The organism is Amycolatopsis nivea (assembly GCF_004522235.1).
Lineage (GTDB): Bacteria > Actinomycetota > Actinomycetes > Mycobacteriales > Pseudonocardiaceae > Amycolatopsis > Amycolatopsis nivea.
The window spans coordinates 106,839-121,012 of sequence record NZ_SDLT01000011.1; the positions used below are offsets into that span (position 1 = coordinate 106,839).

15 protein-coding genes are annotated in these 14,174 nt (G+C 68.7%); 7 read left to right on the forward strand and 8 right to left on the reverse strand.

The annotated features are described in order from the left end of the window. The first annotated feature begins 19 nt into the window (after positions 1-19). Positions 20-1,336 (forward strand): putative lipid II flippase FtsW, encoded by a 1,317-nt coding sequence (gene ftsW / locus EIZ44_RS15665; RefSeq protein WP_134729308.1) that lies wholly within the window; start codon positions 20-22, stop codon positions 1,334-1,336. 344 nt (positions 1,337-1,680) lie between these two features. Here ftsW and EIZ44_RS15670 read toward each other — a convergent pair whose 3' ends face one another. Further along, positions 1,681-2,847 (reverse strand): AAA family ATPase, encoded by a 1,167-nt coding sequence (locus EIZ44_RS15670; protein WP_134729310.1) that lies wholly within the window; start codon positions 2,845-2,847, stop codon positions 1,681-1,683. Next, the gene (locus EIZ44_RS15675; protein ID WP_240691315.1) at positions 2,841-3,809 is read right to left on the reverse strand and encodes an RNA polymerase subunit sigma-70; all 969 of its coding nucleotides are present in this window, start codon (positions 3,807-3,809) and stop codon (positions 2,841-2,843) included. The genes EIZ44_RS15670 and EIZ44_RS15675 overlap by 7 nt, the downstream gene beginning before the upstream one ends. 66 nt (positions 3,810-3,875) lie before the next feature. Between EIZ44_RS15675 and EIZ44_RS15680 the strand changes: the two genes are divergently transcribed. Next, the gene (locus EIZ44_RS15680) at positions 3,876-4,436 is read left to right on the forward strand and encodes a TIGR03086 family metal-binding protein (RefSeq protein WP_205673161.1); all 561 of its coding nucleotides are present in this window, start codon (positions 3,876-3,878) and stop codon (positions 4,434-4,436) included. On the opposite strand, the gene EIZ44_RS15685 is transcribed toward EIZ44_RS15680, so the two are convergent. Then, positions 4,433-5,419: a methyltransferase gene (locus EIZ44_RS15685; protein WP_439098599.1), complete on the reverse strand. Its 987-nt coding sequence runs from the start codon at positions 5,417-5,419 to the stop codon at positions 4,433-4,435. The two genes, EIZ44_RS15680 and EIZ44_RS15685, sit on opposite strands and share 4 nt — an antisense overlap. Positions 5,420-5,582: 163 nt before the next feature. Between EIZ44_RS15685 and EIZ44_RS44700 the strand changes: the two genes are divergently transcribed. Beyond that, positions 5,583-6,215, forward strand: a complete 633-nt coding sequence (locus tag EIZ44_RS44700; RefSeq protein ID WP_167754142.1) for a TetR/AcrR family transcriptional regulator — start codon at positions 5,583-5,585, stop codon at positions 6,213-6,215. Between the two features lie 55 nt (positions 6,216-6,270). Further along, positions 6,271-6,933: a TetR/AcrR family transcriptional regulator gene (locus EIZ44_RS44705; protein ID WP_167754143.1), complete on the forward strand. Its 663-nt coding sequence runs from the start codon at positions 6,271-6,273 to the stop codon at positions 6,931-6,933. Here the strand turns inward: EIZ44_RS44705 and EIZ44_RS15695 are convergent, their stop codons facing one another. Both EIZ44_RS15695 and EIZ44_RS15700 read right to left on the reverse strand, forming a co-directional pair. Beyond that, the gene (locus EIZ44_RS15695; protein ID WP_037811062.1) at positions 6,934-8,247 is read right to left on the reverse strand and encodes an MFS transporter; all 1,314 of its coding nucleotides are present in this window, start codon (positions 8,245-8,247) and stop codon (positions 6,934-6,936) included. Between the two features lie 32 nt (positions 8,248-8,279). Beyond that, a complete protein-coding gene (locus EIZ44_RS15700) occupies positions 8,280-9,284 on the reverse strand; it encodes a glycoside hydrolase family 113 protein (protein WP_134665229.1) in 1,005 nt (334 codons plus the stop codon). A 98-nt stretch (positions 9,285-9,382) separates the two neighbouring features. Here EIZ44_RS15700 and EIZ44_RS15705 point away from each other — a divergent pair, with 98 nt between their 5' ends. Continuing rightward, the gene (locus tag EIZ44_RS15705) at positions 9,383-9,982 is read left to right on the forward strand and encodes a TetR/AcrR family transcriptional regulator (protein ID WP_134729316.1); all 600 of its coding nucleotides are present in this window, start codon (positions 9,383-9,385) and stop codon (positions 9,980-9,982) included. Here EIZ44_RS15705 and EIZ44_RS15710 read toward each other — a convergent pair. Continuing rightward, the gene (locus EIZ44_RS15710) at positions 9,979-10,329 is read right to left on the reverse strand and encodes an antibiotic biosynthesis monooxygenase family protein (protein ID WP_134665233.1); all 351 of its coding nucleotides are present in this window, start codon (positions 10,327-10,329) and stop codon (positions 9,979-9,981) included. The two genes, EIZ44_RS15705 and EIZ44_RS15710, sit on opposite strands and share 4 nt — an antisense overlap. Before the next feature lie 206 nt (positions 10,330-10,535). Between EIZ44_RS15710 and EIZ44_RS15715 the strand changes: the two genes are divergently transcribed. Both EIZ44_RS15715 and EIZ44_RS15720 read left to right on the forward strand, forming a co-directional pair. Beyond that, positions 10,536-11,723 carry a cytochrome P450 gene (locus EIZ44_RS15715; protein ID WP_134729318.1) on the forward strand — a complete coding sequence of 396 codons (1,188 nt, stop codon included), beginning with the start codon at positions 10,536-10,538 and terminating at the stop codon, positions 11,721-11,723. A 93-nt stretch (positions 11,724-11,816) separates the two neighbouring features. After that, a complete protein-coding gene (locus tag EIZ44_RS15720) occupies positions 11,817-12,200 on the forward strand; it encodes a hypothetical protein (protein ID WP_205670062.1) in 384 nt (127 codons plus the stop codon). Positions 12,201-12,204: 4 nt separating this feature from the next. Here EIZ44_RS15720 and EIZ44_RS15725 read toward each other — a convergent pair whose 3' ends face one another. Both EIZ44_RS15725 and EIZ44_RS15730 read right to left on the reverse strand, forming a co-directional pair. After that, the gene (locus tag EIZ44_RS15725) at positions 12,205-13,146 is read right to left on the reverse strand and encodes an MBL fold metallo-hydrolase (RefSeq protein WP_134729320.1); all 942 of its coding nucleotides are present in this window, start codon (positions 13,144-13,146) and stop codon (positions 12,205-12,207) included. 10 nt (positions 13,147-13,156) lie between these two features. Then, positions 13,157-14,149: a fumarylacetoacetate hydrolase family protein gene (locus EIZ44_RS15730; RefSeq protein ID WP_134729322.1), complete on the reverse strand. Its 993-nt coding sequence runs from the start codon at positions 14,147-14,149 to the stop codon at positions 13,157-13,159. Positions 14,150-14,174: the final 25 nt, after the last annotated feature.

Genomic DNA, 14,174 nt, shown 5'->3' on the forward strand with positions numbered 1-14,174 from the left:
GGCGGACGGCGGTGCGCGAGTGGCTACGACACGGAACAGACGAACCCGGGTTCCGGTCGCGATCGTCGGCTGGCTCTCCCGGCCGCTGGCGTCGTTCCACCTCGTGCTCGCGCTGTGCGGCCTGCTCACGCTGCTCGGCGTCATCATGGTGCTGTCGGCGTCCTCCGCGCAGCCGGGCGGCGTGTACAGCACGTTCCAGAAGCACGTCATCTTCGTCCTCATCGGCCTGGTCGCGCTGTGGGCCGGGTTGCGGATTCCGTTGCGGCGGATCAGATCCCTCTCGCCGATGCTGATGCTCGTGACGCTGGCGATGCTCACGCTCGTGCTCACCCCGCTCGGCGCGAAGGTGAACGGTGCGCAGCGGTGGTTCGCGCTGGGACCGCTGACACTGCAACCGGTCGAGGTCGCGAAGGTCGCGCTGACCCTGTGGGGCGCGCACATTCTCGTCGTCAAAGCCCGGCTGCTGCACCACTGGCGGCACCTCCTGGTGCCGCTGGTGCCGGTCGCGCTGCTGATGTTCGCGCTGGTGATGGCGCAGCCGAACCTCAGCGGGACGATCTCGCTCGGCATCGTGCTGCTTGCGCTGCTGTGGTTCTCCGGCGCGCCAGGACGGCTCTTCGCCGCGCTCCTGGCCGGCGGCGTCGGCGGGTTCGTGGTGCTCGCGCTGGTCGCGGACTACCGGCTCGCGCGCGTGCTGTCGTTCCTCTCCCCCGACGCGGACACCTCCGGTGCCGGATACCAAGCGGTGCAGGCGCAGTACGCCCTCGCCGAGGGCGGGTTGTTCGGCGTCGGGCTCGGACAGGGCGCGTCGAAGTGGAAGTACCTGCCGAACGTGCAGAACGACTTTATTTTCGCGCTGATCGGCGAGGAACTCGGTTTCCTCGGCTGCGCGGTGGTGCTGCTGCTGTTCGGTGGGCTCGCGCTGGTCGGCCTGCGGATCGCGACGCGCAACCTCGACCCGTGGATCCGCATCGTGGCCGCGACGATCACCGTGCTGCTGGTGGCGCAGGCGGCGGTCAACATCGGGTACGTGGTGAACGCGCTGCCGGTCACCGGGGTGACGCTGCCGCTGGTGTCGTACGGCGGGACGTCGCTGATCGTGACTATGTTCCTGTTCGGCGTGCTCGCCAGTTGCGCCCGGCACGAACCCGCGGCGGTGGCGGACTTGAACCATCTCGGGCCGGGCAAGATCGGGCGGATCCTGCGGCTGCCGGTTCCGGAGCCGTACCGGCCGGTCCGGACGCCGGGGAAATCGACTCGCGCACGGCGGCCGGCCGCGGCGCCCAAACGGCGGAGGCCGCCGGAGTTGGCAGACGGGCAGCGGGCGAAACGTTAGGGCAGCGCCCGGAGGTGCTGGACCTCCGGTGCGGGGATCGAGCGGGACAGGTATCTCTCGTCCAACGGCCGGACCCGCGCACGCAGCTCGCGGGAAGCGTTGCGCGGCAACCGATGCAACGCCTGGCCTAACCGGGCCCGCGCGGACACTGGATCAGTCGCCGGACCGTACTCGGCGTAGTACGGAACGTGGTCTTCCGGCGGGTGCCGGTCCAGCTGCCGGTACGAGGGATGGACAAACCGCGGGCCAGGCTGAGGGTAGGGCGACTCGCGGCCCCGGAGCTGCGACGGGCGCCTACGCGGCATGGCCCTTTCTGATCGGCATACCGGCAATCCTGCCAGGCTTTACCGTTTCGGCCAATGCCAAGCCGGTTGGTCCAGCCGTCCCTGCCCGGCGACCACCGTCGCGCCGAAGTCCTTCTCCAGTTCCAGTACCGAGGCGTCCTCGAGAAACCGGACCAGCAGCTGGGAGTGCGAAACCACCAGCAGCTGCGTCTTCTTCGCCGCCGCGGTGATCAACGCGGCCAACGCCGGCAGCAGGTCCGGGTGCAGGCTGGTTTCCGGTTCGTTCAGGACGAGCAGCTCCGGCGGGCGCGGGCTGAGCAGCGCCGCGGCCCACAGCAGGTAGCGCAGGGTGCCGTCGGAGAGTTCGGCGGCGCTGAGCGGGCGCAGCAGGCCGTGCTGGTGGAAGCGGAGGTCGAAGCGGCCGTCGGCGGTGGCTACTTCGACGGACGAGCCGGGGAAGGCGTCGTCGATCGCGGTGGTCAGGGCGTCGGCGTCGGTGGATTCCTGGATGGTGCGCAGGGCCGCGGCCAGGTCGCCGCCGTCGTGGTCCAACGCCCAGGTGCGGGTGCCAATGCGGCTTTGCCTACCCGGGGCGTCGGCGTCGGTGCGGAAGTGGTCGTAGAACCGCCACGCGCGGACTCGGTCGCGGACGATCAGGAGTTCCGGGCACCGGCGCGGGTCGGCGAATTCGCTCAACATGCTGTCGGTGAGGGCGATCGAGTGGCCGCCTTCAGCCCAGGAGCCGGACTCGTCGCGGATGCGGACCCGGGTGCCGGAGCGGTCGGCCAGCAGCGCGGACGGGCGCAGTATCGGGCCGTGCCAGACGCATTCGCGTTTGTATTCCGGGTCCAGGTTGAAGGCCGTCGGATGGCGTTCGCGACTGGGCACGGGCAGGCCGAAGTCCAATGCGTAGCCGAATTCGTCGCCGGAGAAGCCGAGCCGCAAACCGACCGCGGTGGTGCGCTGCAAGGGCTGCACCGGCGACCGGCCCTCGCGGACAGCCCGGCCGATCTTCTCCGGACCTGCCCACAGCGTCGACGGCAGACCGCCTTCTCCGGCGAGAGCGGCGACCGCGCCGTTGCGTCCCGCGTCGGCCAGCAGCCGCAGCGCGCGGTACAGGCTGGACTTGCCGGTGCCGTTCGCGCCGACGATCACGGTCAGCTGTGACAACGGCAGCACCAGGTCTCGCAGCGAGCGGTAGTTCTGGATCGCCAGGGTGGTCAGCACACCTTCACCTCCGCGGGCAGGCCGAAGCGCGGGAACAACTCGGGTTCGAGGAACCAGGTGACGGTGCGGATTCGGTCGCCCCACAGCGCGAGGACGAGGATTCCGGCGGGATGCCCGACTGTTCCGTCGGGTTCCGTGAGGTAGCAGGCGAAGGCGGGGTGGGTGTTGGCGCGCGTTGGAAGAAGACGGAACCGTCGGGTGCCACGCCACTGCCCGAACATCGCGAGGAACGCCGTGACAGCTTCGCGGCCGACGTATTCGTGCGGCGCGGGCGGCATGGCGAGCCAGCCGTCGTCGGTCAGGAGGGCGACCACGCCGTCGACGTCTCCCTCGCTGAACGCGTCCGCGAACCGTTGCGCGATCTCCCGTTCCCGCGGTGCTGGCGGGGCGGGTTCGACGGTCTGCCGCAGCTGGGCTCGCGCGCGTTGCAGAGCGCCTTTGACCGCGGTGGAGCTGGTCTCCAGCATGTCCGCGACCTCGGCGGTCGAATAGTCGAGCACATCGCGGAGCAGGAGGACGGCGGCCTGGCGCGGCGGGAGTTTCTGCAGGGCCGCGACGAACGCCAGCTCGAACGTTTCCTTGGCGCTGTACTGCGCGGCGGGGTCGTCGGGCGCGGGCTGCAGCCAGGTCACCTCGGTGCGGCGCGTGGGCTCGGTCGGGGTGAACGGCGGCGAAGGCTCGGCCGGGACGCGACGGCCGGCGTCGCGCAGGGCGTTGAGGCAGCGGTTGGTGGCGATCCGGTACAGCCAGGAGCGCACCGAGGCGCGACCGGCGTAGCCGTCGAGCCCGCGCCAGGCAGCGAGGAGGGTCTCTTGCAGGAGGTCTTCGGCGTCCGTGAGGGAGCCGAGGATGCGGTAACAGTGCACTTGCAGCTCGTGCCGGTAGGGCTCGACCAGCTCGCGGAAGGCGCGCGCGTCTCCGGCGCGTGCGCGATCGAGGATGTCCTGGCCCACCTTTCGCATCCTGCCATCGTTCCGTTTCCGGGGCGGGCGGTGTCTGTACTGGTGACCCCTGAGAAAGGCGAAACGATGAACCCTGTCGACGATCTGTCCGCGGTCCTCGATTCCACCGGCGCGCTGGTCGCCGGCGTGTCTCGCTGGGACGCGCCGACGCCGTGCCCGGAGTGGACGGTCCGCGAACTGGTGAACCATCTGGTCCTCGGGCACCGGCTGTTCACCGCCGCCCTGAGCGGTGCGAAGGGCGCGTCGTTGGACCCTCATGCCGCCGACGCGCTCGGCGACGACCCGGTAGCGGCCTACCGGGACGCGGTTGCCGGTCTGCTCGCGGCGTTCCGGCAGCCGGGGGCGCTGGAGCAGTTTGTCGAGGTCCCGGCCGGGACGGTTCCGGGGATCGTCGCAGTGCATCTGCGGATCGTCGAGGAACTCGTCCACGGCTGGGACCTCGCCCGCGCCACCGGGCAGGAGGCGAAGTTCGAGGACGCCTTGGTGGAGCGAGAAATCGCGTTCAGCGCGGCGAAACTCGCCGACCTGCCGCCGGAACGGAGCCCCTTCGCGCCACCGGTGCCGGTTGCCGAGGACGCGCCACCGCTGGATCGGCTGGTCGCGTTGCTCGGACGGTCACCGAGTTAAGCGACACGGAATTCCAGGAGGCCTCGCTGGTCGGTCAACGGGGCCGCCGATTCCAAGACCAAACCCGCGGAATCGGCGAGTGCGCGGAATTCTTCCACCCGTCGTTCACGGCCGCCGAAATGGACCAGCATGACCAAGTCCATTTCGGTGCGCGCGTGAATTCCGCTGACCGCTTCGATGGCGAGAATCCGACCGGACCGGCCCGCCGCTTCGGCGCTCCGCTCCAGGATGCGGCGGGCGTTTTCGTCGTCCCAGTTGTGCAGGATGTCCACCAGGACATAGGCATCCGCGCCGGCCGGGAGCGGATCGAAGAAGCTCCCGCCGCGCACCTCGACCCGGTCGGCGAGGCTGCGTGCGGCGAAGGCGGCGCGGGCCTCGCTCGCGGTCGGTTCGAGGTCGACCAGGTGGGCGCGCAATTTTGGATTGGCTTCGAGAATCGCGGCGAGCAAATCTCCTCGGCCGCCGCCGACGTCGACTACCGTAGTGAAAGAAGCCCAGTCGATTCCGGCGACCACTTGCGGGATCTCCGCGCGGAACCGGTTGATCATCTGCTGGTCGAAAGACTTCCGCAGGTGCGGCTGTTTCGCGAGATCAGCCCAGAAATCCTTGCCGTAACGCCGGGAGTAAGCTGCCTCGCCGGTCCGGATGCTGTGTGCCAGTTCGACGAACGCGAGTTCGGCGCGGCCGGCGGCGCGGTCCAGGTGCAGCAGATTGGCTATGCCGTTTTCCTTGTCCTGGCAGAGATTCGCGCCGTACGCAGTGGTCAGGTAACCCTCGTCGGTGCGTTCGACCACGCCGAGCGTGACCAGGTGGCCGAGCAGGACGTCGAGCGCGATCGGCGAGAGATCCAGTTCTGCGGCGACGTCGTCGACCGTGCCAGGGTCGCGCAGCCGGTCGGGCAAGCCGAGCGTCACCGCGACGCGCAATGCCATGGGGGTCGCCAGGCTGGCAGCACGGAGAAGGTGGGTCGCGTCATCACTCACGTGACTCCACTTTGCCAGCGTGGTCAACCGGCTTTCCGGGCCACGGTTGACAAGCTCGCCTCGAGGTCCGCGCGTATACGCTGGCCGGGTGGACACAGTAGCGGAATTGCTCGCGAACGTACGGGCTCGCGCCAGTCGCCCGAGATCGGGGTAAGGAGAACCGATGTCCCGCCCGCGCAAGGTCCGCAAGGACGCGGCGGCCAACCGTGAACGGCTGCTCTCCGCGGCTGCCTCGGCGATGCTTCGCGAAGGACGGCATGTGCCGCTGGCCGCCATCGCCGCCGAGGCCGGTCTCGGGATCGGCACGCTCTATCGCAGCTACGCCGACCGCGACGCGTTGCTCCAAGCCCTGGAGCACCGTGCGTACGGCCTGCTCAACAGCCTGCTCGACCAGATCGACGACAACAGCACCGGTCTCGACCAGGTCCGCCGCTATCTCGAAGGCACCGTCGACATCGCCGACCAGCTCGTCCTTCCGCTGCACGGCGCGCCCCCGCTCGTCACCCCGGAAGCGGTCGCGGCCCGGAAGTCGATCTACGGGCGGCTCGAGTTCTTCCTCGCGACCGGCCGCGAGGACGGCAGCATCCGCGGCCCGGTCAACGCCACCGATCTGCTCGCGTTCAGCACCCTGCTCACGCAGCCGAAGGCGTCCGTCCTGGACTGGACCCACCTGGCGAGGCGGCAGATCGCGCATTTCCTCAACGGCCTCGCGGCCGGGGGCCCGATCGAAGTGCCTGGTCCCGCTGTCGAGCGCGACGACGTCGAGCGAGCCTTCGAAGACCGGACGAACAGTTAGAAGGTCTTCCGAACGATCGGCCGTGTTACCGTCGGGCGTCGTCAAGGAGGTGGGGATGCCCGCAGCAGGCACCCGCAAACCGATGCGCGAACGGTTCCGCGAGCAGGTGCGCGAGGAGGTCAAATCCGCCGCGCTCGACCAGCTCGCGGCCGGGGGCGCGCAGGCGATCTCCATCAACGCCATCGCCAAGCAGCTCGGGGTCAGCGGACCGGCGTTGTACCGCTACTTCTCCAGCCGCGACGAACTGCTGAACGTCCTGGTCATCGACGCGTACCACGACCTCCGCGACGCCATGGCGCGAGCGCTCGACGCCGACGCACCCGACGCGGAAGCGCGCATCCGGCTGCTGGCCGCCGCCTACCGGGGCTGGGCGCGGGAAGAGCCGCACCGGTACGAATTGCTGTTCAAGGCGCCGTTTCCCGGCTACGACGCGCACGCCAAACCGCTCGCCGACGCGGCCCGCGCGCTGATGGGCGTGGTGCTGGGGGTGTTGCACGACCCCGAAACCGCGGGAAAGCCGTACGACAACGAGGAAGTCCTCGACGCCCGGCGCGCGAACACCGAGAACCACCAGCTGGCGGTCGCGTTGTGGTCGCGGCTGCATGGCTTTGTCAGCCTCGAAATCGGCGGCGGTTTCACCGCGATGGGCCTCGACGCCGACGCGTTGTTCGAGACCGAAGTACAGGTGCTGACGGACCGGGTGCGCCGCGCCGGCTAATCACCGGCGAGACGCGCGCGGCTTCGCCCCCAACGCCACTGCCAGCACCGCTCCGGCGACCATGCACGCGCCGACCACCCACAATCCGGTCCGCTGCGTACCGGTCAGGTCGCGCAGCCAGCCCGTCAGGTACGGCGCGACGAACCCGCTCAGGTTGCCCAGCGCGTTGATCAACGCGATCCCGCCGGCGGCCGCCGCGCCGGACAGGAAGTTCGAGGGCAGCGCCCAGAACGTCGGCAGCGCCGCACACACGCCCATCGCGCAGATGGTCACCGCGGTCATGGTGGCGTAAGGGTTTCCGAGGTACAGCGCGACCGGGATCGCCGCGCCGCCGACGAGCATCGGCAGCGCGACGTGCCACGTCCGTTCCCCGGTCCGGTCGCCGTGGCGCGCCCACGGGACCATCACCAGCGCACCCGCGACGTACGGGATCGCGTTCACCAGACCCGCTTGCAGCACGGTGAGTTTGGTGCCGAACTCCTCGCCGAACCCGGCGATGATCGTCGGCAGGAAGAAGCCCAGCGCGTACAGGCCGTAGACCACCGCGAAGTACACGAACGCCAGCCCGAGGATCCGCGGGTGCGTGAGCGCTTTCCGCAGCGGCCAGTGGTGTTCGGCTTCGGTGGCGCGGCGTTCGGCGTCGAGTTCGCTGGTGAGCCAGTCGCGTTCCTCGGCGGTCAGCCACTTCGCGGATTCCGGCCGGTCGCTCAGGCAGAACCATGTGACGACCGCCAGCAGGATCGCCGGAACGCCTTCCACGAGGAACATGAACCGCCAGCCGGACAGGCCGAACACGCCGTGCCCGCCGCTGATCAGCAGACTCGAAACGGTCGAGCCGATCGCGCTCGACACCGGCACCGCGCACATGAACAGCGCGACCGCCTTCGCCCGCTGCGCCGCCGGGAACCAGTACGTCAGATACAAAATGATGCCGGGGAAGAACCCCGCCTCGGCGACGCCGAGCACGAACCGCAGCACCACCAGCGTCGTCGTGTTCGGCACGAACGCCATCGCGACGGCCACCGCGCCCCAGGTGATCATGATCCGCGCGATCCAGCGGCGCGCGCCGAACCGGTGCAGCGCGAGATTGCTCGGCACCTCGAGGATCAGGTAGCCGATGAAGAAGATCCCGGACGCGAGCCCGAACGCGGTCGCGGTGAGGCCGAGTTCTTTGTTCATCCCGTTCGGACCGGCGAACCCGATGTTGACCCGGTCCAGGTAATTGACGAAGTACAGCAGCATCAGCAGCGGCATGATCCGCACCGCCGCCTTGGCCATGACCCGGTTGCCCAGCGCGCTCGTCTTCGTCGGCATGTCCGGATCTCACCCGCCCGGACCCCGCTGAGTCAAGGTTTCGCGTAATGCTCGGCGACCGCGGCGAACGCCTCCTTCGGTTCCCAGTTCAGCCCCGGGTACGCCGTGCCCGACCGTCCTTCCAGGACTTTCACCAGGCCGAAGCTGGCCAGGTCAAGATCGTCCGGGTAGTTGTAGAGCGCGAAAAGGAACACGAACGCGCTGTCCACGCCCTCCGCGTCGAAGATTTCCAGCAGCTCGCGCAGATACGCGGCCTGTCCGGCCTCGTCCCGCTCGTACTCGCCGTCGATGCGGAGCGGATCGCCGGTTTCCTTGTCGTACTCGACGATCTCCATGCTCCGCGGCGCGACGTCGCCGGACCCGCGCCAGGTCGCCGTGCCGAAGCCGGTGATCGCGACCGGTTTCCCTTGCGCCACCAGGGTTCGCACGCCGGCTTGGAAGAGGTCGGCGACCTCGGCGGAGCGGATGAGCTCCACCGTGACGAAGTCGAACCGGCTCCAGTCCACCTGCTCGAACTGGATGCACGCGTAGGTGACCGGGCCGTGGAACCGTTCGCGCACGATCTTCACCGCGGTGTCGAGGAACGGGTCGAGCCGCTTGCCCACCTCGGCCAGTCGCTCGGCGCGGCCCTCGGGTTCGGCGAGCAGCAGGCTGACTCGTTCGGCGGTGTCCTCGCCGGGCAGGAAGCCTTCGTTCATCACGCTCAACTCGACGCCGGTCACGAACACGACGTTCGCCCCGGTGGCGCGCAGCCGTTCCGCACGGGTGGCGCAGTCGGCGAAGAGGGCGAGGATCTCGTCGTGGGTCTGCTCCAGCGGATACGGCGAGAACCAGACCTCCAGCCCCAGTTCGGCCGCCCACCGCGAGGCCTGCTCCAGCCGATCCGGATCGCCGCCCACGACGTGCACCGCGGTGCAGTGCAGGTCGTCGCGGATGATCGCCAGTTCGCGCTTCACCACCTCCGGTTCGAAGCTCTCCCGCGACGACCGTCCATTGCGGACGAATCCGGTGTCGTACGTCATTCCCTTGCCGCGCATGGCGGTTTCCTCTCGCTCGGGGACGCCGCCCACCTTACGCACGAAACTTGCGTACACGCAAGTTTGCGTAGGCGCAGGAACCCTGCGAGACTGGCCGGGTGACCGGATTGCGCGAACGGAAGAAGCAGGCCACTCGCGTCGCCTTGCGTGAAGCGGCCCTGCGGCTGGCGATCGAGCACGGGCCGGCGAACGTGCGCGTCGACGACATCGCCGAAGCGGCCGGAGTGTCCCCGCGGACTTACAACAACTACTTCTCCAGCCGCGAGGAAGCGATCGTCGCGGCGGTCACCGCGGACCGCGAGAACCGGATCGCCGCCGCTGTCGCCGAGCGCTCGCCGGATACCCGGCTGGCCGAGGCGATCCTCGACGCGATCGCGGAGCAGTACACCGATCCCGGCGAACAGAGCCGCGACGCCCTCCTGCTGATCACCACGAATCCCGGGCTGCGCACGGCTTTTCTCGACGCTCCGGCCGCCCTCGCGGCCCCGCTGCAGGAGGTGATCGCGGCCCGGGTCGGCAATCCGCAAACCGCGCGCGTGCTGGCCGCGTCGATCGCCGCGGCGGTCCGGGTCGCACTGGAGCAGTGGACGCAACCGGCGGGCAACGGACTGGTTGTGGTGTCCGGTTCACTGCCGGATCTGTTGCGGCGAACGCTGGAACCACTCGTTCCGGCGCTCGACGCGGCGGAAGCGGACTAGGCCGCGATCTCCTCGAAGATGTGCGGGTAGGACACGACGTCGTCGGGGAACTCCGCCGCCACGCGCTGGAACTCCGGATTGCTCAAAGCCGCGGCGAGCGCCTCGGTCGACTCCCAGACCGCGACGTTCAGCAGCAGCTGGCTGCCCGCCGTTCCCTGGTGCATGCGCAGTGAGACGAATCCAGGCTGAGCCTTCATAAACTCGGCCTGCTTCCGGAAGAGAGCCAGGAACGCGTCGGTCCGCTCCTTCGGGACGACGAAGGTGTTGGCGAGGACGATCTGCCCGGTTTTCTCCTTGAACTGAGCGAACATCGGCGTGTGCGGGTCGAGGCTCTGCAACTGGGCCATTTCGGAACTTCCCTTGCTGTCGACTGAATCTAGCATCGCTAGCTACTGGTTCGACGCTAGCACTGCTGTCGCTCGGTTGTCTAGCAGCGCTAGCACTAGGCCGGGCCGGTGATTCTCCGCCCGCCCGGCGTTCAGCTCCGACATTCACTTCACAACTTTGTGAAAGCTGTGTACCTTCTGAACTATTCAGAGGGGAAGGAGCGACGATGACCCGTCAGGCAGGACTCCCGCTCGAAAGGGGCGCGTGTCCGTTCGATCCGGTGCCGGCCCAGCGCACGCAGGCTCCGGTCGAGCCGATGACGTATCCCGACGGCTCCCAGGGCTGGCTCGTCACGGGATACCAGGAGGTGCGGGCAGTCCTCGCGGACAAGCGGATGTCCGCGCGCGCCGAACTCGCGAAGGTTCCGCTCGACTTCGGTCCGCTGCCGCCGCCGAAGCCGGCCGACCCGGGGGTGTTCACCGGGATGGACGACCCGGACCACCACCGCTACCGCAAGCTGCTGACCGGGGCGTTCACCGTGCACCGGATGCGCACGCTGGAGGACCGCGTCGCCGAGATCGTCGACGCCCACCTCGACGCGATGGCCGCCGCGGACGGCGCGGTCGACCTGGTGGAAGCGTTTGCGCGGCCGGTGCCGTCGCTGGTGATCTGCGAACTGCTCGGCGCGCCCTACGAACGCCGCGCCGAGTTCGACGGCTACGCCAGGACCATGTTCTCCAAGGACATCCCCGTCGCCGAGCGGATCGACGCGACACAGGGCGTCGTCGCGTTCATCGCCGGGCAGATCAAGGAGAAACGGGCGAATCCGGGCGACGACCTGCTGTCCGATCTCGTCCGCGGCGACGAGCTGACCGACGAGGAACTCGCCAACATCGGCATGATGCTGCTGGTCGCCGGATTCGAGACGACCCGCAACATGATCGCGCTCGGCACGCTGGCACTGCTCGAAAACCCGGAGCAGCTGGCGAAGTTCAAGGCCGACCCGGAGCTCACCGCGGGCACGGTCGAGGAACTGATGCGCTACCTCAGCGTGATCCACATCGGCCCGATCCGCACCGCGCTCGAGGACGTCGAACTCGGCGGCGTGCGGATCAAGGCGGGCGATCCGGTCGTCATGTCGCTTCCGGTCGCCAACCGGGATCCGGAGAAGTTCCCGGACCCGGACCGCCTCGACGTCACGCGCAAGGCGGCCGGGCAGCTCGGCTTCGGGCACGGCGTGCACCAATGCCTCGGGCAGCAGCTGGCGCGGGTGGAGATGCGGATCGCGTTGTTCCGGCTGTTCGCGCGGTTCCCGGACCTGCGGCTCGCGGTGCCGTTCGCCGAGGTGGACCTGCCGCACGACGCGTCGATCTACGGTCCGGTGCGGCTGCCGGTGGCCTGGCGGCGGGAGTAGCCTGGCAGCGGCGGATCGAACACCGGAATCGAGGTTTTCCGCGCTGTGCACGCGATTGCTCTGATTGGCGCCTTCACGTTCGTCTGGTTCGGGATGGTGCTCGCCATCTCGTTCCTGGAAGCCCCGCTGAAGTTTCGCGCACCAGGGGTCACCATCCCGATCGGCCTCGGCATCGGCCGGATCGTGTTCCGGGCCTTGAACATCGCCGAGATGCTGCTCGCGGCGGGGATCGTAGTCACGGTCGCGGTGGGGCAGCCGGGCACCGCGGTGACGGTGCTGGCGGCGGTGGCGGTCGTGGTGCTGATCGGGCAGCTGGGGGCGGTCCGTCCGGCGTTGAACCGGCGGACGGACCGCGTCCTCGCCGCTCCGGAAGGCGTGGAGCTGCCGCGCTCCCGGGCGCATTTCGTTTACATCGCCACGGAAACCGTGAAAGTGCTCGTGCTGCTGGCGCTCGGGATCCTGACCGTGGCGGGCTAGCGGCTCACGCGAACCCTTCCAGTTCCGCGATGCGGCGGAACACCTCGCGGGTGTCCACGCGCTCCATCTCCGGGTCGAGTTCGTAGTACACCGCGAGCACGTTCTGCGCGAGGCGGCCGTGTTCGTCGAGGTCGGCGAACCGGCCGAGCGAGATGTCCCGCATCGCCTCCTCCGCCGTCATCCCCCGGCGGTGACGGTCGGCGGCCTCGGCTCGCACCCACTCCAGGTAGTCGCGGACCGAACGGATGCCGTCGGCGTCGGTGACCGGGCCGTGGCCGGGGACGACGAACTCGGCGTCCATCGCGAGCATCGCGTCGCAGGCGGCGATCCAGTTCGTCACCGGTCCCGCCCAGGTGATCGGGGTGCCGCCGATGAACAACAGGTCACCCGCGTACAGCACACCCTCGTCGGGGACCAGCACGACGCTGTCGCCCTCGGTGTGCGCCGGTCCAAGACAGCGGATTTCCACGGTGACGCCGCCGATGTCGAGCTTCAACTGCCCGGCGAACGTCCGGGTCGCCGGGGTCGCGGTGATGGAGTCGAAGTCGAACGGATGGAGGATGTGCTGGGCGAAGCGACCCAGCGGGCCCTCCTGATTCACCAGGCCACGCATGAGGTCGGGGCCGTTGGTGCGCATCTCTTCCGCGGTGGCTTCGGACGCGATGATGGACGCGTCGGCGACCAGCTCGTTGCCGAACCAGTGGTCTCCGTTCGCGTGCGTGTTCACGACTGTCTTGATTGGACTGTCTACTGTGGTGTCTTGAAGCCCGTCGAGCATTTCCCGGGTCATCGGCACGTCGAAGAGCGTGTCGACGAGGAGAGATTCTTCTTTCCCGGCGATCAGCCCGGCGTTGCTCCAGCCCCAGGTGCCGTCCGGGACCAGCCAGGCCGAGCAGTGTTCGGTGAGCCGGTGATGTCCTTTGGTGTAGGGAATGTCTTTGCGCATTGCCTGCCTCCTAGTGGACGTGCACTTCAGGTGCGCCTTGATACGAAGCCAGCCCCGCACCGTCCGGCGCGGTCTGCCGTTGCCCCACCGGGTTTCGCAGCACCCCGACGCCGGCCGCGGCGAGTTCCACCACGTCGCCCGGCTGGATCCAACGGTCCAGCTCCAGCCCGCACCCGCCGCCGACGGTGCCGAGTCCGAAGAACTCGCCTGGATAAACGTCTTCGTCTAGCGATGCCCACGCGAGCACCTCCGCGAACGAGAACTGTCGGTCCTTTGTAGACCCTGACGCCCAGACTTCACCGTTCACCGTGGCCGTCATCTGCACCGCCCATTCGTCGACCTCGTCCATGGTCAGCACACACGGACCCATCGCGGTGCAGAAGTGTTTCCCTTTGGACGGACCGATGGTCATGCTCATCTCGAACATCTGGATGTCGCGGGCACTGACGTCGTTGAAGATCGTGACGGCGGCGATGCGTCCGGCCGCTTCGGCTGGCGTGAGGTTCTTTCCGCCGCCGGACGTGAAGAAGCCCAGTTCAAGCTCGAAGTCGAGCTGCGCGGTGTAGGACGGCCACAGCAACGGTTCGTCCGGCCCGATCACTGTTTCGACGTTGCACTGGTAGCAGATCGGCATCGCAGCGAAGGCGGGCGGAACGGCGAGTCCAGAGCCCTTGGCGTGCTGGGTGTAGGTCAGATAGTCGCGAATCCGGCGCGGCCTCGGCACCGGCGCGAGCAGGCGAACGTCTGCTTGCGGAAGCACTGCCGGACGGCCTTCGTCGACCAGGACGTCGCCCTTTTCGGCCGCGGCGTCCGCCAGCTGAAGCGCCTGCTCCGCCCTAGCCCGCGCCTCGGCCCCGCCTTCGAAGAAGGCGACCATCTCCGTCGGGACTTCGGTTTCCCCTGCTCTCGACGCTCGCAAGACCCGCGCCGGATCCACCACAGCGTCGCCGTGCAGTACCCCGAGCCGGACCGCGCCCGCGGATTCATAGGTGACCAGACGCACCGCCGCCTCCTTGAACTGGAGTTCA

What these genes read in the sequence shown, in the direction of transcription:
- EIZ44_RS15725 (WP_134729320.1), bottom strand. Translation starts at nt 13,146, where the DNA reads ATGCGCAAAGACATTCCCTACACCAAAGGACATCACCGGCTCACCGAA.
- EIZ44_RS15710 (WP_134665233.1), bottom strand. Translation starts at nt 10,329, where the DNA reads ATGGCCCAGTTGCAGAGCCTCGACCCGCACACGCCGATGTTCGCTCAG.
- EIZ44_RS15720 (WP_205670062.1), top strand. Translation starts at nt 11,817, where the DNA reads ATGGTGCTCGCCATCTCGTTCCTGGAAGCCCCGCTGAAGTTTCGCGCA.
- EIZ44_RS15715 (WP_134729318.1), top strand. Translation starts at nt 10,536, where the DNA reads ATGACCCGTCAGGCAGGACTCCCGCTCGAAAGGGGCGCGTGTCCGTTC.
- EIZ44_RS15700 (WP_134665229.1), bottom strand. Translation starts at nt 9,284, where the DNA reads ATGCGCGGCAAGGGAATGACGTACGACACCGGATTCGTCCGCAATGGA.
- EIZ44_RS15680 (WP_205673161.1), top strand. Translation starts at nt 3,876, where the DNA reads ATGAACCCTGTCGACGATCTGTCCGCGGTCCTCGATTCCACCGGCGCG.
- EIZ44_RS15695 (WP_037811062.1), bottom strand. Translation starts at nt 8,247, where the DNA reads ATGCCGACGAAGACGAGCGCGCTGGGCAACCGGGTCATGGCCAAGGCG.
- EIZ44_RS15675 (WP_240691315.1), bottom strand. Translation starts at nt 3,809, where the DNA reads ATGCGAAAGGTGGGCCAGGACATCCTCGATCGCGCACGCGCCGGAGAC.
- EIZ44_RS44700 (WP_167754142.1), top strand. Translation starts at nt 5,583, where the DNA reads ATGTCCCGCCCGCGCAAGGTCCGCAAGGACGCGGCGGCCAACCGTGAA.
- EIZ44_RS44705 (WP_167754143.1), top strand. Translation starts at nt 6,271, where the DNA reads ATGCCCGCAGCAGGCACCCGCAAACCGATGCGCGAACGGTTCCGCGAG.